The sequence below is a fragment of the Parviterribacter kavangonensis genome (genome assembly GCF_056863335.1).
The window spans coordinates 638,368-660,966 of the sequence record NZ_JBXPJA010000002.1 but is presented as its reverse complement, the minus strand read 5'-3'; the positions used below and the strand labels follow the sequence as shown (position 1 = coordinate 660,966).

General features: G+C 71.3%; 18 protein-coding genes. 5 read left to right on the top strand and 13 right to left on the bottom strand.

Going from position 1 to position 22,599, the window contains the following annotated elements:
- Window positions 1-26 precede the first annotated feature (26 nt).
- Together prmC and prfA are read right to left on the bottom strand one after the other, a co-directional pair.
- Window positions 27-836 carry a peptide chain release factor N(5)-glutamine methyltransferase gene (gene prmC / locus AC1UE4_RS18975; RefSeq protein WP_482918872.1) on the bottom strand — a complete coding sequence of 270 codons (810 nt, stop codon included), beginning with the start codon at window positions 834-836 and terminating at the stop codon, window positions 27-29.
- Entirely contained in the window at window positions 833-1,894 is a 1,062-nt protein-coding gene (gene prfA / locus AC1UE4_RS18970; protein ID WP_482918871.1) for a peptide chain release factor 1, read from the bottom strand. The genes prmC and prfA overlap by 4 nt, the downstream gene beginning before the upstream one ends.
- Before the next feature lie 42 nt (window positions 1,895-1,936).
- Here prfA and AC1UE4_RS18965 point away from each other — a divergent pair, with 42 nt between their 5' ends.
- The gene (locus AC1UE4_RS18965; RefSeq protein ID WP_482918870.1) at window positions 1,937-2,767 is read left to right on the top strand and encodes an EamA family transporter; all 831 of its coding nucleotides are present in this window, start codon (window positions 1,937-1,939) and stop codon (window positions 2,765-2,767) included.
- Between the two features lies 1 nt (window position 2,768).
- On the opposite strand, the gene AC1UE4_RS18960 is transcribed toward AC1UE4_RS18965, so the two are convergent.
- The 10 genes from AC1UE4_RS18960 to AC1UE4_RS18915 form a co-directional block, all read right to left on the bottom strand.
- On the bottom strand, window positions 2,769-3,158 hold the full coding sequence (locus AC1UE4_RS18960) for a Crp/Fnr family transcriptional regulator (RefSeq protein ID WP_482918869.1): 390 nt from the start codon (window positions 3,156-3,158) through the stop codon (window positions 2,769-2,771).
- Window positions 3,159-3,173: 15 nt separating this feature from the next.
- A complete protein-coding gene (locus AC1UE4_RS18955) occupies window positions 3,174-4,169 on the bottom strand; it encodes a DUF1385 domain-containing protein (protein WP_482918868.1) in 996 nt (331 codons plus the stop codon).
- Between the two features lie 17 nt (window positions 4,170-4,186).
- Window positions 4,187-4,396 carry a 50S ribosomal protein L31 gene (gene rpmE / locus AC1UE4_RS18950; RefSeq protein ID WP_482918867.1) on the bottom strand — a complete coding sequence of 70 codons (210 nt, stop codon included), beginning with the start codon at window positions 4,394-4,396 and terminating at the stop codon, window positions 4,187-4,189.
- A 20-nt stretch (window positions 4,397-4,416) separates the two neighbouring features.
- A complete protein-coding gene (locus AC1UE4_RS18945; protein ID WP_482918866.1) occupies window positions 4,417-5,172 on the bottom strand; it encodes a CARDB domain-containing protein in 756 nt (251 codons plus the stop codon).
- A gap of 97 nt (window positions 5,173-5,269) precedes the next feature.
- Window positions 5,270-6,958: an electron transfer flavoprotein-ubiquinone oxidoreductase gene (locus AC1UE4_RS18940; RefSeq protein ID WP_482918865.1), complete on the bottom strand. Its 1,689-nt coding sequence runs from the start codon at window positions 6,956-6,958 to the stop codon at window positions 5,270-5,272.
- 58 nt (window positions 6,959-7,016) lie between these two features.
- Window positions 7,017-7,997: an electron transfer flavoprotein subunit alpha/FixB family protein gene (locus tag AC1UE4_RS18935; protein ID WP_482918864.1), complete on the bottom strand. Its 981-nt coding sequence runs from the start codon at window positions 7,995-7,997 to the stop codon at window positions 7,017-7,019.
- Entirely contained in the window at window positions 7,998-8,789 is a 792-nt protein-coding gene (locus AC1UE4_RS18930) for an electron transfer flavoprotein subunit beta/FixA family protein (RefSeq protein WP_482918863.1), read from the bottom strand.
- A 72-nt stretch (window positions 8,790-8,861) separates the two neighbouring features.
- Window positions 8,862-9,281: a coenzyme B12-dependent isobutyryl CoA mutase small subunit gene (icmB, locus tag AC1UE4_RS18925; protein ID WP_482918862.1), complete on the bottom strand. Its 420-nt coding sequence runs from the start codon at window positions 9,279-9,281 to the stop codon at window positions 8,862-8,864.
- Between the two features lie 78 nt (window positions 9,282-9,359).
- The gene (locus AC1UE4_RS18920) at window positions 9,360-9,680 is read right to left on the bottom strand and encodes a cupredoxin domain-containing protein (protein ID WP_482918861.1); all 321 of its coding nucleotides are present in this window, start codon (window positions 9,678-9,680) and stop codon (window positions 9,360-9,362) included.
- A 35-nt stretch (window positions 9,681-9,715) separates the two neighbouring features.
- Window positions 9,716-11,326, bottom strand: coding sequence for an acyl-CoA mutase large subunit family protein (locus AC1UE4_RS18915; RefSeq protein ID WP_482918860.1), 1,611 nt, complete (start codon window positions 11,324-11,326; stop codon window positions 9,716-9,718).
- A gap of 95 nt (window positions 11,327-11,421) precedes the next feature.
- Between AC1UE4_RS18915 and AC1UE4_RS18910 the strand changes: the two genes are divergently transcribed.
- From AC1UE4_RS18910 to AC1UE4_RS18895, 4 genes are read left to right on the top strand one after another with little or no spacing between them, the layout of a single operon-like run.
- Complete coding sequence (locus AC1UE4_RS18910) at window positions 11,422-17,316, top strand: HAMP domain-containing protein (RefSeq protein ID WP_482918859.1); 5,895 nt, start codon at window positions 11,422-11,424, stop codon at window positions 17,314-17,316.
- Window positions 17,301-18,158: a CheR family methyltransferase gene (locus AC1UE4_RS18905; RefSeq protein ID WP_482918858.1), complete on the top strand. Its 858-nt coding sequence runs from the start codon at window positions 17,301-17,303 to the stop codon at window positions 18,156-18,158. The genes AC1UE4_RS18910 and AC1UE4_RS18905 overlap by 16 nt, the downstream gene beginning before the upstream one ends.
- A gap of 8 nt (window positions 18,159-18,166) precedes the next feature.
- Window positions 18,167-18,745, top strand: a complete 579-nt coding sequence (locus tag AC1UE4_RS18900) for a chemotaxis protein CheB (protein ID WP_482918857.1) — start codon at window positions 18,167-18,169, stop codon at window positions 18,743-18,745.
- Window positions 18,742-21,165 carry a SpoIIE family protein phosphatase gene (locus AC1UE4_RS18895; protein ID WP_482918856.1) on the top strand — a complete coding sequence of 808 codons (2,424 nt, stop codon included), beginning with the start codon at window positions 18,742-18,744 and terminating at the stop codon, window positions 21,163-21,165. The genes AC1UE4_RS18900 and AC1UE4_RS18895 overlap by 4 nt, the downstream gene beginning before the upstream one ends.
- Here AC1UE4_RS18895 and AC1UE4_RS18890 read toward each other — a convergent pair.
- On the bottom strand, window positions 21,162-22,592 hold the full coding sequence (locus AC1UE4_RS18890) for an MFS transporter (RefSeq protein WP_482918855.1): 1,431 nt from the start codon (window positions 22,590-22,592) through the stop codon (window positions 21,162-21,164). The genes AC1UE4_RS18895 and AC1UE4_RS18890 overlap by 4 nt on opposite strands.
- Between the last annotated feature and the right edge of the window lie 7 nt (window positions 22,593-22,599).

Sequence of the window (22,599 nt, the reverse complement as noted above, 5' to 3'; positions counted from 1 at the left end):
GGCCACCACCCTCCCGATCCCGCGCGTCATCGCCGCCCCACCACGACCCTCTCGATCCCCGCGAGGTCCCTGCGCGTCTCCGCGGCGAAGCCGCGTTCCTCCAGGAGGGCGGCGACGACGGTCGCCTGCCCTTCGCCGATCTCCATCGCGACGAACGGGACGCCTTCTTCTTCCACCCGGTCGACGATCCGCCGGACGACGTCCAGACCGTCCGCCCCGCCGAACAGCGCGAGGTGCGGCTCGTTCCGCACGTCGGGCGGCAGGCGGTCGCCCGTCGCGACGTACGGCGGGTTCGAGATCACCGCGTCGAACCGGCCGGCGAAGAGGTCGCGCTCCTCGAAGGCGACGTCGAGGCCGAGGCGCTCGGCGTTCGCGCGCGCGACCGCGAGCGCGTCGGCGCTGACGTCGGTCGCGACGACGTCGAGGTCGGGCCGCTCGTCCTTCAGCGCCAGCGCGACCGCGCCGCTGCCCGTGCCGACGTCGACGACCCGTGCACCCTGCGGCAGGGACAACCCGACCTCGACGAGCAGCTCGGTCTCCGGCCGCGGGACGAGCACGCGACCGTCGACCTCCAGCTCGATCCGCCGGAACCCCTTGACGCCGACGAGGTACGCGACCGGCACGCGCTCGACCGCGCGCCGGCGCACGAGGTCGCGGAACGACCGCGCCGCCGGGCCGGCGACGTCGAGGTCGCGGTCGATGTACAGCCGCGACCGGTCGACGCCGAGCGCGTGGGCGAGCAGCAGCTCGGCGTCCAGCCGCGGCGAGTCGACACCGGAGGCCTCGAGCGCGACGAGCGCCGAGTCGAGCGCGTCGCGCACGGGGGTGCCGGTCAAGCGGCCTGCGCGTCGGCGCCGCCCTGCTGCTCGAGCTTGCGGCGCTTCTCGTCGTTCTGCAGGGCGTTCGTGAAGCCGTCGAGCTCGCCCTCCAGCACCTGCTCGAGGTTGTGCTGCGTGAGCTTGATGCGGTGGTCGGTCACGCGACGCTCGCCGTAGTTGTACGTCCGGATCTTCTCCGCGCGGTCGCCCGTCCCGACCTGCGAGCGGCGGTCGGCGGCGTGCGCGGCCTGCTGCTCGGCGAGCGCGGCCTCGTACAGGCGCGCGCGCAGGACGCGCATCGCCTTCTCGCGGTTCTGCAGCTGCGACTTCTCGTCCTGCATGGAGACGACGACGCCGGTCGGCTTGTGGGTGATCCGCACGGCCGAGTCCGTGGTGTTGACCGACTGGCCGCCGGGGCCGGACGAGCGGTAGACGTCGATCTGCAGGTCGTTCGGGTCGACCTGGACGTCGACCTCCTCGGCCTCGGGCATGACCGCGACCGTCGCGGTCGACGTGTGGATCCGGCCCTGCGACTCGGTGACCGGCACGCGCTGCACGCGGTGCGTGCCGCCCTCGAACTTGAAGACGCTGAACGCGCCGTCGCCCTTGACCGCGAAGGTGTACTTGCCGTCGCCGACGTCCATCGCCTCGGTGCTGAAGCCGCGCCGCTCGGCGTACTTGGAGAGCATCCGGTACAGGTCGCCGGCCCAGATGCCGGCCTCGTCGCCGCCGGCGCCGCCCTGGATCTCGACGATGACGTTCTTGTCGTCGTTGGGGTCGCGCTCGACCATCGCGAGGCGGATCTCCTCGTCGAGCTCCTCGAGCCGCTGCTCCGCCCGCTTGACCTCCTCGCGCATCTCCGCGTCGTCGGTCTCGTCGAGCAGCTCCTTCGCGCCCTCGAGGTCGCTCTGCGTGCGGCGCCACTCCTCGGCGAGCTTCGCGGCGGGCTCGAGCTGGCGGTACGTGCGACCGACCGCGGCGTAGCGCTCGCGGTCGCCGATCACCTCGGGATCGCTCATCTCACGCTCCGCTTCGGCGAAGCGCGTCTCGATCTGGTCGACGAGCCGCTCGATCACCGTTGGGAGGCTAGCGCCGGGCCCGCCTCCTACTCTGCCGCGGTGCTCGCGATCGTCCTCGCCCTCGGGACGTCGGCCGCCTACGGCGCCGGCAACTTCCTCGGCCCGCTGCTGGGACGCCGCCACGCACTCGCCGCGATCCTCCTCACCGGCCAGGCCGCCGCGCTCGCCGGCGCCGCGCTGCTCGTCCTCGCGTCCGGATCGGCGGCGCCGTCGATGCACGCCGTCCTCTTCGGCCTCCTCGCGGGCGCGGGGAACGTGCTCGGCCTCGCGACGTTCCTGCGCGCGTCGCAGGAGACGTCGGTGTCGGTCGTCTCCGCGATCGGCGCGTCGGCCGGCACGGCGATCCCCGTCCTCTACGGCGTCGCGACAGGCGAGGCGCTGTCCGCGGTGCAGGTCGCCGGGATCGTCGTCGCGCTCGGCGGCGGCGTCCTCACGGCGCAGAGCAGCGACCACGCCGTCGTGACCACCGGCGGCGTCATCTGGTCGCTCATCTCGGCGGTGGGGTTCGGCGTGCTCCTCACCGCGCTGCCCGAGGCGGCGGAGGGCGGCACCGCGTGGGCGATCCTCGACGCCCGCATCGCCGTCGTCGTCCTCCTCGTCGCCGGCCTGATCGTCCTGCGCGCGCCCGCCCGCGCACCGGTCCGCGACCTCCCGGTCCTCGCGATCCCCGGCCTCCTCCTCCTCTGCGGAACGCTCCTCTACGCCGAGGCGACCCAGCACGGCCAGCTCAGCGTCGTCGCCGTCCTCGCCTCGCTCTCGACGGTCGTCACGGCGGTGCTGGCCTTCGGCCTCCAGCACGAACGCCTCAGCCGCGTCCAGCGGGCCGGGATCCTGCTCGCGACCGCCGGCGTCTGCCTGCTCGTCGCCTGACTCAGCGCTCGGCGTCGCGCAGCCGGCGGCCGAGCTGCTCGATCACCGCGAGCGCCGCGCGCGGCGTGCGCCCGAGGTACGAGCGGAACTGGTTGGCCGGCACCGTCAGCACCTCGACGTCGCCTTCGGCGGTCACCGTCGCCGAGCGCGGGACGTGATCGACGACCGACATCTCGCCGACGAGCGAGCCCGGCCCGCCGCGCCCGATGTCGGTGCCGTGGCGGCTGACCTTCACGGCGCCCGCGAGCACGACCAGGACGCAGTCGTCGACCTCGCCGGCCTCGAGCAGCACGTCGCCGTCCTCGCGGCGCTGCACCGTGCCGACCGCGCGCAGCGCGGCGCGCTCCTCGGCGTTCAGCTGCTGGAGGAACTCGCGCGGCGCGATGGGCACGCCGCTGAGCCTACGTCAGGCGGCGACCTCGATGCCGATCTTGTCGGCCTCGGAGATCGACTCCGGCGTCTCGACGGCGAGCACGGCCTCGAGCGCGGCGATCGCCACGGCGAGCTGGTCCAGCGACGGCTCCCGGGTGGTGAGGCGCTGCAGCTGCAGACCGGGCCACATGAGGATCCGCGCCCAGCGCTTCGCGCGGTTCTTGCCGAACCACTTGATCGCCTCGAAGGCAAGGCCCGCGACGATCGGGATGCCGATGACGCGCGAGATGAACAGCCAGTGCCACGGCAGCTGGCCGAACGGCGCGAAGACGACGATCGCGACGATCATGACGATGAGCAGGAAGCTCGTCCCGCAGCGCGGATGCAGGCGCGAGAAGCGCTGCGCGTTCGCGGGCGTCAGCTCGAGGCCGGCCTCGTAGCAGGAGATCGTCTTGTGCTCGGCCCCGTGGTACTGGAAGACCCGCTGGAGGTCCTTCATCCGCGAGATCAGCCACAGGTAGGCGAGGAAGATCGAGATGCGGATGAGCTTCTCGACGACGACGAACACGACGCCGCTGTCGTCCTTGGCGGGCGAGAGCTTCGCGAGCGTCGCGGGGAGCAGGAAGAAGAGGCCGACGGACAGCGTCAGCGCGAAGATGATCGTGCCGGTCCACGCCTTCGAGGAGATCTGCTCCTCCTCGTCGGGCATCTGCGCGTTCGCGGCGATGCCGAGCGCGCGGAAGCCGATCGCGAGCGACTCCCACAGCGCGACCATGCCGCGGATGACGGGCAGGCGCAGGTAGCGGTGCTTCTTGAGCACCGACACGAGCGGGAACGACTCGACGGCGATCGGCCGATCCGCCTCGGGCACCTCGTCGGCGCCCTCGGCGTTCGGCTTGCGGACGGCGACGGCCCACGTGGAGACGCCGCGCATCATCACGCCCTCCAGCACCGCCTGACCACCGATCGGTGCGTCCTTCTGGGCGACGAGGGTCCCGTCGGCCAGTCGCTCGGACTGCTCGGTGGCCATGGTGCGGAGGGTGAGGGCTACTTCGCCTGGCGCTTGGCCGCGCGGCGCTTGAACCGGTCGATGCGGCCGCCCGTGTCGACCATCTTCTGCCGGCCGGTGTAGAACGGGTGGCAGTTGGAGCAGATCTCGACGTGGATCTCGGGCTCGGTCGACCGGGTGACGAAGGTGTTCCCGCAGGTGCAGGTCACGCGGGACTCGACGTAGTCGGGGTGGATTCCGGTCTTCATGCCTATCGAGTCTATCGGCCCTATCCAGCGCTTCCTGAAGCCTCGGAGCACAGCCGGACCGACCCGTTGTCGCGCTCGTCGGACTCCTTCACCTCGCCCTTGACGTCGACGTGCACCTCCAGCCGGTCACCGAGCGCGCACGCCGGTGCGGTGATCTCGACCGTCGTCCGCTCGCCCGCCGCCAGGCCGGCCACCGCGCGGACGACGTCGCGCCCCGGCGTGGTGAACCCGACGCTGAACGGGCCCGCCGCCGTCAGGCCGTCGTTGACGATCGTGACCGCGTAGCGGGCGTCGCCGCCGGGCGCCGGCGACACGGTGAGCGTCTCGACGCGCAGGTCCGGCCGCTGGTCGGGCTGGACGCAGCTGGCGGTCCGCCGCCGCTGCTCGCCCTGCAGCTTGCCGGAGGCGTCCCACCAGCGGAACTTCACGACCGCCTGGTACTCCGCCGCCTGCCGCAGTCCCTCGACGCGCTTGGTGTAGATGAAGCCGGACTTGCCCAGCTTGCTGCGCTGCCAGCGGCCGAAGCGCGGCGCGTGGACGACCCGCCACCCGCGCGTGCCCCGCTGGCGGCGCTCCAGCAGGTCGAACCGCATCGACATCCGTGCCGTCCCCGCGCGCGCCGGCATCGACCCGACGAACACGGCGAAGCGCTGGGACGGCTTCGGCCCCGCGTTGCAGCCGGCGAGCGTCGCCGCGAGCGGCGGCGGGTCCTCGGCCAGCGCCGGCGCGGCGAGGGCGAGGAAGAGCGCCAGGAAGATCAACGGGGTGCGGCCCATGCTCGTCACCGAACAGGACCACACCCCGTGAAGTTGCGCAATGAGGTCCCGAGGACCCCGCGCCGCCCGCCGCGAAGAGCGGCGGTCGCTGGTGCGACTAGGTCAGCTGGTAGAGCGGCCCGTCTCCGCCCTCGGGGGTCGTCAGGCGACCGCCCTTCGCGGTGATCGCGCCGCACTGCACGCAGTTCGTGTAGTTGACGATCACGTCGACCTCGCCCTGCTCGGGCGCGTCGTCCGGGATCTCGTACACGCCGGCCGGGCACATCCAGACCCACGTCTCCGCGACCTCGCGCGGGACGCGCTTCTGCACGCGGATGTGGTTCGGCGCGTCGTCGCGCGTCTGGTTGCCGCTGATGAAGACGCTCGAGAGCTTGTCGAACGTGTACTTGCCGTCGGGCTTGACGTACCGCTTCTTCGTGTTCCCGACGAACATCGGGAGGCTGTCGTTGCGGTGCCACTCGAGACGGCCGGGCGGCAGCTTGCCCTTCGTGATCTGCGCGATGCCGGACAGCGGGCCGCCCTTGATCAGGCCCTTCTGCAGCGGCTGGCGCGCGTTGCGGACCTCGTAGAGCTCCTTGCCGACCGACGACTCCTCGATCGCGCGGGCGTAGCTGTCGAACGACTGCTCGCCCCGCTTGATCGCCGAGTAGATCGACTCGGCCGCGAGCATGCCCGACTTGATGCAGTGGTGCACGCCCTTGAGCGCCATCGTGTCGACCATGCCGGCCGCGTCGCCGACGAGCACGGCGCCCGGCATCGACACCTTCGGCATCGACCAGTAGCCGCCGCCCGGGAGCGCCTTCGCACCCCAGCCGACGCGCTCGCCGCCCTCGAGGATCTTGCGGACCAGCTTGTGGGTCTTGAACGTCTGGAGCAGGTCGTGCGCCGACGTCGTGGCGTCCTTGTAGTCGAGCTCGACGACGAAGCCGATCGAGACGAGGTCCTCCCCCGTCTTCTCGTTCTTCATCGGGTAGAGCCACGTGCCGCCGACCTGGCCGTTCTTCGCCGACAGCGAGAGCGGCCACGGGCCCATCGTGTGGATGAGCCGGTCGAGCGGCTTGGGGACCTTCCACAGCTCCTTGACCCCGAGCTCCCACACCTGGGGCTCGCGCCCCTCGGCGAGGTCGAACTCGCGGATCGCGGCGCCGGTCAGCGAGCCCCAGCAGCCCTCGGCCAGCACGACGGCCTGCGCCTTGATGTCGGTCCCGGGCTCGAAGTTGCCGAGCGGCTCGCCGTCCTTGCCGCGGCCCTTGTCGCCGGAGCGGACGCCGACGACGCGACCCTCCTCGACGATGAGCTGCGTCGCGGACGTCTCCGTGAGGATGTACGCGCCGCCCTCCTCGGCCTGCTGCTGCTGGTAGCGAGCCAGCGCGGAGACCGAGATGACCTCGTTGCCGTGGTTCTTGAACGGCGGCGGCGGCGGGATCCGCAGCGACGTCTTCGCCGTCGGCGTGAGGTAGACCGCCTCCTTCGTGACCTCGCCGAAGGCGAAGCCCTCCTTGCGCCAGTCCTCCCGGGTCAGGTCCGGGAAGAGCTCCTGCAGCGGCCCCGGGCGGATGACCGCGCCGGACAGGTTGTGCCCGCCGCAGACCTTCGCCTTCTCGATGACCGCGACCGGGACCTCGCCCAGGCGCTCCATCAGATCGGGGTCGTCGCCCAGGAGCTGCAGCAGGCGGTTGGCGCAGGCCAGACCGGCCGTGCCACCGCCGACGATGGCGATGCCGACCTCGATGATCTCGTCCTCGTCGTCGAGCCCCCGCTTGATGAACTCGTCGGGCGAGTTCACCGGCGGCGGGTACGCCGCCGGCGCCGTGGGGTACCGACCGTTCCGGCCCGCCATTCGATCAGCCGCCCTTCTTCGCCTTCACCGCGTCGATGAGCTTCGGCACGATCTTGTTCAGGTCGCCCACGATGCCGAGGTCGCTGAACTCGAAGATCGGGGCGTTCGCGTCCTTGTTGATCGCGACGATGTTCTCCGAGGACTGCATGCCGACCTTGTGCTGGATCGCGCCGGAGATGCCGGCGGCCAGGTAGAGCTTCGGCGCGACCGTCTTGCCGGTCTGGCCGATCTGGGCGGCGTACGGGTACCAGCCGGCGTCGACCACCGCGCGGGTGGCGGCGACGGCGCTGTTGCCGCCGAACGCGCCGGCGAGCGTCTCGAGCTGCTCGAAGCCCTCGGCCTTGCCGAGGCCGCGACCGCCGGCCACGAGGATGTCCGCACCCTCGATGTCGACGTCCGCGCCGCGCTGCTCGCCGCGCTGGACCATGCGGGCCTTCGTCGACCACGGCGAGAACTCGACCGCGGTGTCGACGACCTCGGCGGTGCCGGAGCCCTGCGACGCCTCGAACGCGTTCAGGCGGCCGATGATGATGCCCTTGCCCTTGTAGCGGGACTCGGAGATCGACGAGTCGCCCAGGATCGGGCGCTCGGCGACGAGCTTGCCGCCCTCGACGGAGACGGCGGTGACCTCCATGGTCACGCCGGCGCCGAGGCGCGCGGCGAGGCCGGCGCCGATCTCGAAGCCGAGCAGGCCGCCGCCGAAGAGCGCGTAGTCGTGCCCCTCGTCGGTCATGATCTTCGCCATCGCGTCGATCACCGGCTGCGCGAGGCCCTCGGGGCCCTCGACGCGGAAGACCTTCGACGCGCCGTACGCGCCGAGCGAGGCGCAGAGGTCGTCCGAGAGGCCGCTCTTCTCGCCGACGACGACGACGTGGGCCTCGGTCCCGAGCTCACCGGCGAGCTTGCCGGCCTCGGTGACCGCACCGAGCGAGTTCTTGTTGAACGCGCCCTCGTAGTGCAGCGCGTAGACCAGGATCCCTGCCATCTAGATCAGCTTCCTCTCGTCGAGCCAGGCGATGATCTTCTCGACCGTCTCGTTGGTGTCCTCGTCCTCGATGATCTGGCCCGCGGCCTTGCTCGGCGGCGCCTTGAACGAGCCGCAGTCGACCTGCGAGCCGTCGGCGCCGACCTTCGAGGTGTCGATGCCCGCGTCGCCCGCGCCGACCTTCTCGAGCGGCTTCTTCTTCGCGCCCATGATCGCCTTGAGCGAGGGGTAGCGCGGCTCGTTGATCGCGTCGCCGACGGAGATGACGGCGGGGAGGTCGACCTCGACGGTGTCGTAGCCGTACTCGGCCTGGCGCTCGCAGCGCAGCGACGAGTCGGACGCGTCCATCTTGATGACCTGCGTCAGCGACGGCATCTGCAGGTGGTCGGCCACGACGGCGCCGATCGTGTAGCACTCGCCGTCATCGGACTGCTGGCCCAGCAGGACCAGGTCCGGCGACTCCTTCGCGAGGATCTGCGCCAGCGCGTAGCCGGTCGCGGCGACGTCCGAGCCCGCCAGGGCGTCGTCGGTCAGCTGGATCGAGCGGTCGGCGCCGAGGGAGACGGCCTTGTGGAGCGCGCGCGTGGCGCTCTCCGGCCCCATCGTCACCGCGACGATCTCGTCGACCTGGACGTTCCCGCCCTCTTTCAGCTGCATGGCAGCCTCGATCGCGTGCGTGTCGTACGGGTTGAGGTTCTTCTCCCCGGAGCGGTCCAGACGCCCCGTCTGCGGGTTGATCCGCTTCTCGACGGCGGCGTCCGGGACCTCCTTCACCAGGACGCAGATCTTCACTTTCAGCCTCCTTGACGGCAAACGTGCGTTCGAGACTGTACTCGGCGATTGACTCGCGAGTCAGTCCGAACTTCAAGCGTGGCTCGAGGCCACGGAACTGCGGATGAAGTCGACGATGTCCTGCGTCGGCGCACCAGGGGTGAACACCTCCGCGACGCCCAGCTTCTTCAGCTCCGGGATGTCGTCGGCCGGGATCGTCCCCCCGACGGTGACGACCACGTCCTCGGCCTCCTGCTCGCGCAGGAGCTCGACGACGCGGGGGACGAGCGTCATGTGCGCGCCGGAGAGGATGGAGAGGCCGACCGCGTCGGCGTCCTCCTGCAGGACCGTCTCGACGATCTGCTCCGGCGTCTGATGCAGCCCGGTGTAGATGACCTCCATGCCCGCATCGCGCAGAGCGCGAGCGATGATCTTCGCGCCGCGGTCGTGACCGTCCAAGCCGGGCTTGGCCACGACGACGCGGATCTTGGTGGCAGTGGGGTTCTGTGACATCGACGCGCGCCCCGGCCGTCAGGTCGGACCGGAGCGCGCGGAAGTGTACGAAAGCGCCGTGGGAGAAGCGCCGCCGGCCTACCGGACCTTGAGGGTCATCTCCATGCCGGGGTGGATCGTGCAGACGATCTTGTAGGTGCCGCCCCGGCGCATCTTGTGGCGGTAGGTGCCGCTCGTCTTCGTGCCCGAGCGGAACTTCTCGCGGCCCTTCGTGACGGTGACGTTGTGGGGAGCGCGGCCCGTCCAGCTCCACTTGACGATCGTGCCGCTGTTGACGGTCAGCGTCTTCGGCTTGAAGAAGTTGTCGCCGACCTTGACGGTCTTGGTCGCGCCGAAGGCGGGGATCGCGAAGACGGCGATCGCGGCGAGGGCGGCGGCGAGGAGGATGAGCTTGCGCACGGGGATGGACTCCTGTGGAGGGCTGTTGGGGTGTGTCAGAAGACCGGCGTCTCGGTGTAGGCGCCCCAGACGGTCTGGAGCGCGTCGACGATCTCCCCTTCGCTCGCATGAACACGCGCGGCGTCGAGGAGGACCGGCATCAGGTTGCGTCCTGCATCGGCCGCGGCCTTGACCTGGTTGAGGGCCTCCTCGACCGCGGCGCCGTCGCGCTTGGCCCGCACGGCCTGCACGCGGTCGATCTGCTTGCGCTCGAGCGTCGGATCGATCTTCAGGATCGGCAGCGGCGTCTCATCGGCGTGGACGTGCTTGTTGACGCCGACCACGATCCGCTCGCCGTCGTCGATCTCGCACTGCAGCTCGTACGAGGCGTCGGCGATCTCCCGCTGGGGGTAGTTCTGCTTGACCGCCTCGACCATCCCGCCGAGCTCGTCGATCTTGGCGAAGTAGGCGTACGCCTGCTCCTCCATGCGGTCGGTCAGCGCCTCGACGAAGTACGAGCCGCCGAGCGGGTCGGCGGTGTTCGCCACGCCGCTCTCCTCTGCGATGATCTGCTGCGTGCGCAGCGCGATCCGCACCGCCTCCTCGGTCGGCAGCGCGAGCGCCTCGTCGTAGGAGTTGGTGTGCAACGACTGCGTGCCGCCGAGCACGCCGGCGAGCGCCTCGATGGTCGTGCGGATGATGTTGTTGAGCGGCTGCTGCGCCGTCAGCGACACGCCCGCGGTTTGCGTGTGGAAGCGCATGAGCCACGAGCGCGGGTTCTTCGCGCCGAACGTCTCGCGCAGCTCGCGCGCCCAGATGCGGCGCGCGGCGCGGTACTTCGCGATCTCCTCGAAGAAGTCGATCTGCGCGTTGAAGAAGAACGACAGGCGCGGCGCGAAGTCGTCGACGTCGAGGCCGCGCTCGACCGCCTCCTCGACGTACGTGAACCCGTTCTTCAGCGTGAACGCGAGCTCCTGCGCGGCGGTCGCCCCCGCCTCGCGGATGTGGTAGCCGGAGATCGAGATCGGATGCCAGCGCGGCATGTCGGTCGAGCACCACTCGACCATGTCCCCCACGAGCCGCATGGCCGGGTCGATGGGGAAGCACCACTCCTTCTGGGCGATGTACTCCTTGAGGATGTCCGTCTGGATCGTCCCGCCCAGCGCCGTCGCCGGGATGCCCTTCTCCTCCGCGGCGACGACGTAGAAGGCGAGCATGATCGCCGCCGGCGCGTTGATCGTCATGGAGACGGTGACCTCGCCGAGGTCGATCCCGGAGAAGAGCGTCTCCATGTCGTCGACCGTGTCGACGGCGACGCCCTCGCGGCCCACCTCGCCCAGCGAGCGCGGGTGGTCGGAGTCGTGGCCCATCAGCGACGGCATGTCGAACGCCGTCGACAGGCCGGTCTGCCCGTGGTCGACGAGGTAGCGGAAGCGCTCGTTCGTCTCCTCGGCGGTGCCGAAGCCGGCGAACTGCCGCATCGTCCACATTCGGCCCCGGTACATGTTCTCGTACACGCCGCGGGTGAACGGGTACTCGCCGGGCCGCCCGATCGTCTCGAACGGCGGCAGGTGCTCGGGGCCGTACAGAGCCTCGATCGGCTCCCCCGACAGCGTCGTGAACTTCGACTTGCGCTCGCGCGGGCGCGACCTCTCCTCCGTCGCCATGAGCAGGAGCCTAGTCCGTGTCGACGAACCGCCTTCGGGAGCGGGAGCAGGAGTAGCCTGCGGCAATCGCAGTCGAGAGGGATCTGGAGGGCACGGTGGCAACAACGCGCGGCACGGGCGCCGGCGGGAAGCGCCGGACCGGTACGACCGCCGCCAACGGCAGCGGCGACGGAACGGCGAACGGCAAGGTCGACGAGAAGGCCCTGGAGGAGCTGCTCGTCGCGCTGCAGCGCGCCCAGGACGGCGACTTCACCCTGCGCCTGCGCGCACGGCGCGGCGACATCGTCGGCGACCTGCAGCGGGCGCTGAACGGTCTGCTCGAGCGCAACGCAGCGCTCACCCGCGAGCTCGACCGCGTCGGGCGCGTCGTCGGCCGCGAGGGCCGCATGACCGAGCGCGCATCGCTCGGCAACGTCGAGGGCGGCTGGGCGACGACGATCGAGTCGGTCAACTCGCTCATCGACGACCTCATCCGCCCGTCCACCGAGGTCGCGCTCGTGATGGAGGCGGTCGCGCGCGGCGACCTGAACCGCAAGATGGCCATGACCATCGAGGGCCAGCCGGTCAAGGGCGAGTTCGCCCGCATCGGCACCACGGTGAACACGATGGTCGACCAGCTCTCGTCGTTCGCCGACGAGGTCACCCGCGTGGCCCGCGAGGTCGGCACCGAGGGCCAGCTCGGCGGCCAGGCGAAGGTCAAGGGCGTCAGCGGCACCTGGAAGGACCTCACCGACTCGGTGAACTCCATGGCGACGAACCTGACGACCCAGGTCCGCCAGATCGCCCAGGTGACGACCGCGGTCGCGACCGGCGACCTGAGCCAGAAGATCACCGTCGACGCGCGCGGCGAGATCCTCGAGCTCAAGAACACCATCAACACGATGGTCGACCAGCTCTCGTCCTTCGCGGACGAGGTCACCCGCGTGGCGCGCGAGGTCGGTACCGAGGGCGTCCTCGGCGGCCAGGCCGAGGTGAAGGGCGTGTCCGGGACATGGCGCGACCTGACCGAGTCGGTGAACGGCATGGCGTCCAACCTGACCGATCAGGTGCGCCAGATCGCCAACGTGACGACCGCGGTCGCGAACGGCGACCTCGGCCAGAAGGTCACCGTCGAGGCCCGCGGCGAGGTCGCGGCGCTCGCCGACACGATCAACTCGATGACCGAGACGCTGCGGACGTTCGCTGACCAGGTGACCGGCGTGGCGCGCGAGGTGGGCACCGAGGGCGTCCTCGGCGGCCAGGCCGACGTGCCGGGCGCCGCGGGCACGTGGAAGGACCTGACCGACTCGGTCAACTCGATGGCGACGAACCTGACCGACCAGGTGCGTCAGATCGCGGTCGTCACGACTGCAGTCGCGAACGGAGACCTCTCCCAGAAGGTCACGGTCGAGGCCAAGGGCGAGGTCGCCGCGCTCGCCGACACGATCAACGCGATGGTCGAGACGCTGCGGACCTTCGCCGAGCAGGTCACCACGGTGGCGCGCGAGGTGGGCACCGAGGGCGTCCTCGGCGGCCAGGCCGACGTGCCCGGCGCCGCGGGCACGTGGCGCGACCTCACCGACTCGGTGAACGGCATGGCGACCAACCTGACGAACCAGGTCCGCAACATCGCCCAGGTCACCACCGCGGTCGCGAACGGCGACCTCAGCCAGCAGATCACCGTCGACGCGCGCGGGGAGATCCTCGAGCTCAAGCGGACGATGAACACGATGGTCGACCAGCTCTCGTCCTTCGCGGACGAGGTCACCCGCGTCGCCCGCGAGGTGGGCACGGAGGGCGTCCTGGGCGGCCAGGCGGACGTCAAGGGCGTCTCGGGAACGTGGCGCGACCTCACCGAGTCGGTGAACGGCATGGCGTCCAACCTGACCGACCAGGTCCGCCAGATCGCCAACGTGACGACCGCGGTCGCCAACGGCGACCTGTCGCAGAAGGTCACGGTCGAGGCCCGCGGCGAGGTCGCCGAGCTGGCCGAGACCATCAACCGCATGGTCGACCGCCTGTCGCGGTTCGCCGACGAGGTCACGCGCGTGGCGCGCGAGGTGGGCACGGAGGGCCGCCTCGGCGGCCAGGCCGAGGTGCAGGACGTCTCGGGCACGTGGAAGGCGCTGACCGAGTCGGTGAACGGCATGGCGACGAACCTCACGGACCAGGTGCGCTCGATCGCCGCGGTGACCACCGCGGTCGCCCAGGGCGACCTGTCCGGGAAGATCACCGTCGAGGCGCGCGGCGAGGTCGCCGCGCTCGCCGACACGCTGAACACGATGGTCGACCGCCTGCGTTCGTTCGCCGGCGAGGTCACCCGCGTCGCCCGCGAGGTCGGCACCGAGGGCAAGCTCGGCGGCCAGGCGGAGGTCGAGGGCGTCAGCGGCACCTGGAAGGACCTGACGGAGTCGGTGAACGGCATGGCGTCGAACCTGACCGACCAGGTCCGCCAGATCGCGCAGGTGACGACCGCGGTGGCCGACGGCGACCTGACCCAGAAGGTCACGGTCGAGGCGCGCGGCGAGGTCGCGGCGCTGTCGGACACGATCAACCGGATGGTCGACCAGCTGTCGTCCTTCGCGGACGAGGTCACCCGCGTCGCGAAGGAGGTCGGCACGGAGGGCGTGCTCGGCGGCCAGGCGGACGTCAAGGGCGTCAGCGGCACGTGGCGCGACCTCACCGAGTCGGTGAACGGCATGGCGTCGAACCTGACCGAGCAGGTCCGCCAGATCGCGCAGGTGACGACCGCGGTCGCCAACGGCGACCTCTCGCAGAAGGTCACCGTCGAGGCCCGCGGCGAGGTCGCGGCGCTCGCCGAGACCATCAACCGGATGGTCGACCAGCTGTCGTCGTTCGCGGCGGAGGTCACCCGCGTGGCGCAGGAGGTGGGCACCGAGGGCCAGCTCGGCGGCCAGGCGCAGGTCGAGGGCGTCAGCGGCACGTGGCGCGCGCTGACCGAGTCGGTGAACCAGCTCGCGGGGAACCTGACGACCCAGGTCCGCGCGATCAAGGACGTGTCCGCCGCCGTGACCCAGGGCGACCTGACCCGTCAGATCACGGTCGAGGCCGCCGGCGAGGTCGCCGAGCTGAAGGACATCGTCAACCAGATGATCGAGAACCTGCGCGCGACCACGCAGCGGAACGCGGAGCAGGACTGGCTCAACTCGAACCTCGCGCGCATCTCCGGCCTCATGCAGGGCCAGCGCGACCTCAACCAGGTCTCGCGGCTGATCATGTCCGAGGTCACGCCGCTCGTCTCGGCGCAACACGGCGCGTTCTTCCTCGCCCAGCACGGCGGCGAGAACGGGAACGCGGCCGAGAGCGAGGACCACGTGCTCTCGCTCATCGCGTCGTACGGCTACAAGCAGCGCAAGAACCTCTCGAACCGCTTCGCGATGGGCGAGTCGCTCGTCGGCCAGGCCGCGCTCGAGGCGAAGCCGATCATGATCACGCACGCCCCCGCGGACTACGTGAAGGTCACGAGCGGCCTCGGCGAGGCGTCGCCGCAGAACATCATCGTGCTGCCGGTCCTCTTCGAGGAGCAGGTCATGGCGGTCATCGAGCTCGCCACGCTGCACGAGTTCTCCGACGTCGACCAGACGTTCCTCGAGCAGCTCGCCGAGACGCTCGGCGTCGTGCTCAACGCGATCATCGCCAACCAGCGCACGGAGCAGCTGCTCGAGCAGTCCCAGGAGCTGACGCGCGAGCTGCAGGAGCGCTCGGAGGAGCTGCAGTCCCAGCAGGAGGAGCTGCGCCGCTCGAACGCGGAGCTCGAGGAGCAGGCGCAGTCGCTGAAGGCGTCCGAGGAGCTCCTGCAGACCCAGCAGGAGGAGCTGCGCCAGACCAACGAGGAGCTGCAGGAGAAGGCGGCGCTGCTCAGCCAGCAGAACCGCGACATCGAGCTGCAGAACCGCGAGATCGAGCTGGCCCGCCAGTCGCTCGAGGAGCAGGCGCGCGAGTTGGCGCTGACCTCGAAGTACAAGAGCGAGTTCCTGGCGAACATGAGCCACGAGCTGCGCACGCCGCTGAACTCGCTGCTGATCCTGTCGAAGCTGCTGGCGGACAACCCCGAGCAGAACCTGTCCGACAAGCAGATCGAGTTCGCGCGCACGATCCACCAGGCCGGCTCGGACCTGCTGGCGCTCATCTCCGACATCCTCGATCTGTCCAAGGTCGAGGCGGGCAAGATGGAGGCCCACCCCGGGCCGCTGCCGCTCGTGGACGTCCGCGACTACGTCGACCGCGCGTTCCGCAACGTCGCCGAGCAGAAGGGCCTCACGCTGGGGGTCGAGCTCTCCCCCGACGTGCCGGCGCAGATCGTCACCGACGAGCAGCGGCTCCAGCAGATCCTCCGCAACCTCCTCTCGAACGCGTTCAAGTTCACCGAGGAGGGCTCCGTCACGCTGGAGATCCGGCCCGCCGATCCGCCGTACGCGGTCTGCATCGCCGTGACCGACACCGGCATCGGCATCCCGCAGGACAAGCTGCGCCTCATCTTCGAGGCGTTCCAGCAGGCCGACGGGACGACGAGCCGCCGGTACGGCGGCACGGGCCTGGGCCTGACGATCTCGCGCGAGATCGCCCACCTGCTCGGCGGCCGGATCGACGTGACGTCGACGCCGGGCGAGGGCAGCACGTTCACGGTGCTGCTGCCGCCGACGCTCGAGATCGTGCCCGACGAGCTCGAGGACCAGCCGCTGGCCACCCTCGCGCCGCCGCCCGTCCTGGCGGGCGGCGACGGCGAGATGCTCGAGACCACGCCGTTCGACATCACGGCCGAGCCGGAGCTGGCGCGGACCGCGGCGGCCGACGACCGCGAGGACCTCACGCCGGGCGACCGCGTGCTGCTGATCGTGGAGCCGTCGGAGGACGCGGGCGGGCAGATCGCCGAGCGCGCCCGCACGAGCGGGTTCAAGGTCCTGATCGGCGCCGGCGGCCAGGCCGCCATGGGCCTCGCGCGGGAATACGGGCCCGACGCGATCCTGCTCGACCTCGACGTCGAGAAGGGCCTGCTCGAGCGCCTCAAGCAGGAGCCGCGCACGCGGCACGTGCCGGTCGTCGCGATCGGCGACGCGGAGAGCCGCCAGACCGCGCTGCGCTGCGGCGCCGCCCAGCACCTCGAGCGGGCGGCCCTCGACGCGACGCTCGACCCCGCGCTCGCGGACCTCGTGGCGTTCATCGACCGCCCGGTCCGCCACGCGCTGATCGTCGAGGACGACGAGACCGAGCGGGACGCCATCGCCGAGCTGGTCGGCGGCGAGGGCGTCGAGGTCACGACGGCGAGCTCCGCCGACGAGGCCGCGACCGAGCTCGAGGGCCGGCGCTTCGACTGCATCGTGCTCGACCTCAAGCTCGGCGGCGGCAAGGGCAGCGCGTCCGGGTTCACGCTGCTCGAGCGCCTCAAGGGCGACGAGCGCCACCGCGACGTGCCCGTGATCATCCACACCGGCAAGGCGCTGACCCGCCGCGAGGAGACGCGGCTCGCCCGCTTCGCGGAGTCGATCATCGTCAAGGACGCGGGCTCGCCCGAGCGGCTGCTGGCCGAGACGGCGCTGTTCCTGCACCGGCCGGAGTCCTCGCTGCGCGAGGAGGACCGGCGGACGCTCGAGGGCATGCACCAGGCCGACTCCGTGCTGCAGAGCCGGACGGTGATGATCATCGACGACGACGTGCGCAACGTCTTCGCGCTGACCTCCGCGCTCGAGGCGCGGGGCATGACCGTGCGCTTCGCGGAGAACGGGCGCGACGGCATCCAGCAGCTCGAGGCCGACCCCGAGGTCGACCTCGTCCTGATGGACGTGATGATGCCCGAGATGGACGGGTACGAGACGACCCGGGCGATCCGGCAGATGCCGCAGTTCGAAGGGCTGCCGATCATCGCCCTCACCGCCAAGGCCATGAAGGGCGACCGCGAGAAGAGCATCCAGTCGGGCGCGTCGGACTACATCACCAAGCCCGTCGACGTCGAGCAGCTCCTCTCGCTCATGCGCGTGTGGCTGTACCGGTAGGCCCCCCTCCCGTTCCCCTCGTCACCGAGGAGGATCCCGAGCGGATCGAGGTCGAGCTGCTGCTCGAGGCCGTCTACCGCCGGTACGCCTACGACTTCCGCGGCTACGCGCGGGCGTCGCTGCGCCGGCGACTGTGGCGGCGCGCGCACGAGGAGGGGGTCCGGACGCTGTCGGGGCTGCAGGAGCGCGTCCTTCACGACCCCAACGTGATGGAGCGCCTGCTGCGCGACCTCTCGATCAACGTCACCGAGATGTTCCGCGACCCCGGGTTCTTCCGGGTGCTGCGGGCGCAGATCGTGCCGATCCTGCGCACGTACCCCTACGTGCGCATCTGGAACGCCGGCTGCTCGACGGGCGAGGAGACGTTCTCGCTGGCGATCGTGCTGGCGGAGGAGGGGCTGCTCGACCGCTCGCGGATCTACGCGACGGACATGAACGACGACGTGCTGGCGCGCGCCCGCCGCGGCGCGTTCCCGGTCGAGCGCATGCGCCGCTACACCGAGAACTACCAGCGCGCCGGCGGCCTCGGCGACTTCTCGCAGTACTACGCGGTGCAGGGCGACCGGGCGGTGTTCTCGCGGTCGCTCATCGAGGGCGCCGTCTTCGCCCAGCACAACCTCGCGCAGGACAGCTCCTTCAACGAGTTCCAGCTCATCATCTGCCGCAACGTGCTGATCTACTTCGGCAGGCCGTTGCAGGAGCGCGTCCACGACCTGTTCCTCGACAGCCTCGCCCGGTTCGGCGTGCTCGCGCTCGGGCACAAGGAGTCGGTCGTTGCAAGCCATGAGGACCGCTACGAGGTCCTGGATGCACCTGAGAAGGTGTACCGGCGCAAGCGCTGAGAGAAGCGATGACGGACTACGACCTCGTGGTGATCGGAGCGAGCTGGGGCGGCATGCGGGCCCTGGAGACGGTGCTGGGCGGACTGCCCCGCGACTTCCCCGTTCCCATCGCGGTCGCGCAGCACCGCGACCCGGACGCCGAGGACGACCTGCTCGCCAACCTGCTCGCCCGCCACACCGACCTCGAGGTGGCCGACGCCGACGACAAGGAGCCGCTGCGCCCCGGGCGCGTGCTGCTCGCGCCGCCCGGCTACCACATGCTCGTCGAGGACGCCTGCGTCGGGCTGTCGGTCGACGAGCTCGTCCAGTTCGCGCGGCCCTCGATCGACGTGCTGTTCGACTCGGCGTCCGAGGAGCACGGCGCGGCGGTGGTCGGGGTCGTCCTCACCGGCGCCAACGCCGACGGCGCCGCCGGCCTGACCGCGATCAGGCGCCGCGGCGGCTACGCCATCGTCGAGGACCCGGCGACGGCCGAGCGGCCGGAGATGCCGCGCGCCGCGCTGGCCGCCGAGCCGGACGAGGTCCTGCCGCTCGCCGAGATCCCGGTGCGGCTGTGCGAGCTGTGCGGCAGCGAGGTGCCGTCGTGACCCAGCCGCCCAACGTGCTCCTGGTCGACGACCGCGCGGAGAACCTGCTCGCGCTCGAGGCCGTGCTGCAGCCGCTGCGCTGCCGGCTCATCAGCGTGACGTCGGGCCAGGAAGCGCTGCGCCGGCTGCTGCACGACGAGTTCGCGCTCATCCTGCTCGACGTCCAGATGCCCGACCTCGACGGCTTCGAGACCGCCGAGTACATCAAGCGCCGCAAGAAGACGCGCGCGATCCCGATCATCTTCGTGACCGCGATCTCCAAGGAGCGCGAGCACGTCTTCCGCGGCTACGAGACCGGCGCCGTCGACTACGTCTTCAAGCCGTACGACCCGCAGCTGCTGCGCGCGAAGGTGCAGGTCTTCCTCGACCTCTACGACGCGACGCGGACCGTGCGGCGCAACGAGGAGCTGCTGCGCGCGACGTTCGACAGCGCGCCGATCGGCATGGCGCGCATGGACGACGCCGGCGTCTTCCTGCAGGTCAACCGCGCGCTCAGCCAGGTGCTCGGCGTCCGCGAGGGCTCGCTGCTGGGGCGCACGCTCGACTCGGTCACGCACCCCGACGACGTCGGCATCGACTCGAAGCAGCGCGGCGACCTCCTGCGGGGCCGGCTCGAGACGTACGACGTGCAGAAGCGCCTCGTCACGGCGCAGCAGGCCGAGGTGCCCGCCGAGCTGAGCTTCTCCGTCGCGCGCGACGAGGACCAGGCGATGCGCGCGCTGCTCGTCCAGGTCCAGGACATCCGCGAGCGGCTGCGCGCGCAGGCCGCGCGCGAGCAGCTCGTCCGCGAGCAGTCCGCGCGCGCGGAGGCCGAGGCGCTCGCCGAGCGCCAGCGCGCGATCAGCGCGATCACCGACGCCGCGCTCGCGTCGCTCGGCATCGAGGACCTCCTGCGCGAGCTGCTGGCGCGCGTCAGCGACCTGCTCGGCGTCGACGGCGCCGCGGTCCTGCTCGAGGAGGGCGAGCAGGGGCACGTCGTCGTGCACGCCGCGGGCGAGGCGGCGGCGTACGTGCAGGAGCACGGCTCGCCGCAGGGCGGGTTGGCGGAGCGGATCATGCGGGAGCGCCGGCCGATCGTCGTGCGCGACATCGCGGCCGACGGCCAGCTCGGGGCGCACCCGCTCGGCAAGACCGTGACGTCGCTGCTCGGCGTCCCGCTCATGGTCGGCGACGAGGCGATCGGCGCGCTCGAGGTCGGCACGTTGTTCGAGCGGCGCTTCAGCGCCGAGGACATCGACCTGCTGCAGCTCGCCGGCGACCGCGCGGCGCTGGCCATCCAGCGCATGCGCCTCTTCGAGCGCCAGCAGGGCATCGCGGAGGAGCTGCAGCGCTCGCTGCTGCCCGACTCGCTGCCGATCGTCCCCGGCCTGTCGATGGCGGCGCGCTACTTCGCCGGCGGCGCGGGCACGCGGGTGGGCGGCGACTGGTACGACACGATCCCGCTGCCGGGCGGTCGCGTGGCGATCGTCATCGGCGACGTTGCCGGGCGCGGCGTCAACGCCGCGGCGATGATGGGCCAGCTGCGCAGCGCGCTGCGCGCGTACGCGCTCGAGGACCCGCGACCGTCGACCGTGCTCGAGCGGCTGAACCGGTTCCTCCTCTCGCTCGCCTGGGACTCGATGGCGACTGCGCTCGTGATGCTCGTCGAGCCGGCCACGGGCCGGATCACGTACGCGAACGCCGGCCATCCGCCGCCGCTCGTGCTCGGCGCCGACGAGGTCGTGCGGCCGCTGAAGGACACGCTGTCGGTGCCGCTCGGCGCGCTCGACGTCGCCGGCTACGAGGACGCGACGTCGGCGCTCGAGCCGGGGGCGACGCTCGTGCTCTACACCGACGGCCTCGTCGAGCAGCGCGACGAGCTCATCGACCGCGGCATCGAGAAGCTCGAGCTCGCGCTCGTCGACGGCGGCGTCGCCGAGCCCGAGCAGCTCTGCGAGCGCGTCATCCGCAAGACGATCGGCGGCGAGGCGAACGACGACGTGACGCTCGTCGTCGTCCAGGCGTCGGCCGCGCTCGGCGAGCGGCTCGACATCGAGCTGATCGGCGAGCCGGGCGCGCTGGCGTCGTTCCGGCAGTCGCTGCGGCGCTGGCTGTCCGAGGCGGGCGCGGACCCCGAGGAGGTCCAGGACGTCGTCATGGCGGTCAACGAGGCGTGCCAGAACGCGATCGAGCACGCGTACGGCCTCTCCCCCGAGCCGTTCGAGGTCGTGCTCGACCGCGACGACGGCGAGGTGTCGGTCACCGTCCGCGACCGCGGCGGCTGGCGCGACTCGGTCTCACGCGACCGCGGCCGCGGCCTGCCGCTGATGCGCGCGCTCGTCGACGTCGTCGACATCGAGCAGCGCCCGACGGGCTCGACGGTGGTCCTCCGCCGAGCCCTCCGGGCGCCGCATGCCGTCGAGGCTGGCGCTCCCTCCTAGGCGGTCGCCGGCACCGCTCCCGCCTCGGCGCCGCGAGCGCTTCCGATCCCGGGCACGAAGAGCGCCGCGATCGCACCGAGGAGCAGCACGGCGGCGCCCACGTTCAGGGCGGGGAGCAAGCCGTCGACGAACGCCTGCGGGGTCTCGTAGCCGCCGTTCGCGCTGAACACCGCGGCGAGGATCGCGACGCCCATGACGCCGCCGAGCTCGCGGATGGTGTTCGTCGCGCCCGACGCCTGGCCGGCCTGATCCGGCCGGACCGAGCGCAGCACCGCGTTCGCGGCGGGCGCGAAGACGAGCGCCATGCCGGCGCCGGCGAGGATGAACGGCAGCACGTAGGAGCCGTACGGCGTGTCGACGGCCGTGATCCGCTCGAGCCAGAGGACCGCGATCGCCTGCAGGCCGAGGCCGGTCGCCATGAGCGGGCGGGAGCCGATCCGGTCGGACAGCAGGCCGGCGATGGGCGCGACGAGCATCGGCATCCCGGTCCAGGGCAGCGTGCGCAGGCCGGCCTCGAAGGGCGAGTATCCCTGCACCGTCTGGAAGTACTGCGCGAGCAGGAAGATCGACCCGAAGATCCCGAAGGTCATCGCGATCGACACGCCGCTCGTGGCGGCGAAGCCGCGGCTGGCGAAGAAGCTCATCGGCAGCATCGGCGCCGGCGCCCGGCGCTCCCACGCGACGAACGCGGCGAGCAGCAGGGCACCGCCGGCGAGCAGGCCGAGGACCTCCGTGCTCCCCCAGCCGAGCCCGTTGCCCTTGACCAGGCCGTAGGTCAGCGTGAGCAGCCCGGCGCTGCCGAGCGCGAGGCCGGGGAGGTCGAGCGCGCGGCCCGGACCGCGGCTCTCCATCAGGCGGCGGGCGGCGAGCGGCAGCAGCGCGAGCCCGACCGGGACGTTGACCCAGAAGATCCACTGCCACGACATCCCGTCGACGACCGCGCCGCCGATGAGCGGCCCGAGCGCGACGCCGAGACCCGAGACGCCCGACCAGATCCCGATCGCCATCCCGCGGCGCTGGCCGGGGAAGGCCTCGGAGAGCAGCGTCAGGGTCAGCGGCGCGACGGTCGCGGCGCCGACGCCCTGCAGGGCGCGCGCGGCGATCAGCGTCGCGGTGTCCGGCGCCACTGCAGCGGCGGCGCTGGCCAGCGTGAAGAGCGCGAGGCCGCCCATGAAGACGCTGCGGCGGCCGAGCCGGTCGCCGAGCGCGGCGCCGGTGAGCAGGAAGACCGTGAAGGCCAGCGTGTACGCGTTGACCGTCCACTCGAGGTCCTCGATCGACGCGCCGAGATCGGCGCGGATGCTCGGCAGCGCCGTCGTGACGACGAGGTTGTCGAGCGTGACCATGAAGAGGGCGATCGAGACGATCGCCAGCGTCCAGCCGGGCGAGCGGCGGGCGGTTTGTGAGTCGCGGCTTACATCTCGCATGCCGCCA

What these genes read in the sequence shown, in the direction of transcription:
- AC1UE4_RS18935 (WP_482918864.1), bottom strand. Translation starts at nt 7,997, where the DNA reads ATGGCAGGGATCCTGGTCTACGCGCTGCACTACGAGGGCGCGTTCAAC.
- rpmE (WP_482918867.1), bottom strand. Translation starts at nt 4,396, where the DNA reads ATGAAGACCGGAATCCACCCCGACTACGTCGAGTCCCGCGTGACCTGC.
- AC1UE4_RS18915 (WP_482918860.1), bottom strand. Translation starts at nt 11,326, where the DNA reads ATGGCGACGGAGGAGAGGTCGCGCCCGCGCGAGCGCAAGTCGAAGTTC.
- AC1UE4_RS18900 (WP_482918857.1), top strand. Translation starts at nt 18,167, where the DNA reads ATGACGGACTACGACCTCGTGGTGATCGGAGCGAGCTGGGGCGGCATG.
- AC1UE4_RS18945 (WP_482918866.1), bottom strand. Translation starts at nt 5,172, where the DNA reads ATGGGCCGCACCCCGTTGATCTTCCTGGCGCTCTTCCTCGCCCTCGCC.
- icmB (WP_482918862.1), bottom strand. Translation starts at nt 9,281, where the DNA reads ATGTCACAGAACCCCACTGCCACCAAGATCCGCGTCGTCGTGGCCAAG.
- AC1UE4_RS18955 (WP_482918868.1), bottom strand. Translation starts at nt 4,169, where the DNA reads ATGGCCACCGAGCAGTCCGAGCGACTGGCCGACGGGACCCTCGTCGCC.
- AC1UE4_RS18890 (WP_482918855.1), bottom strand. Translation starts at nt 22,592, where the DNA reads ATGCGAGATGTAAGCCGCGACTCACAAACCGCCCGCCGCTCGCCCGGC.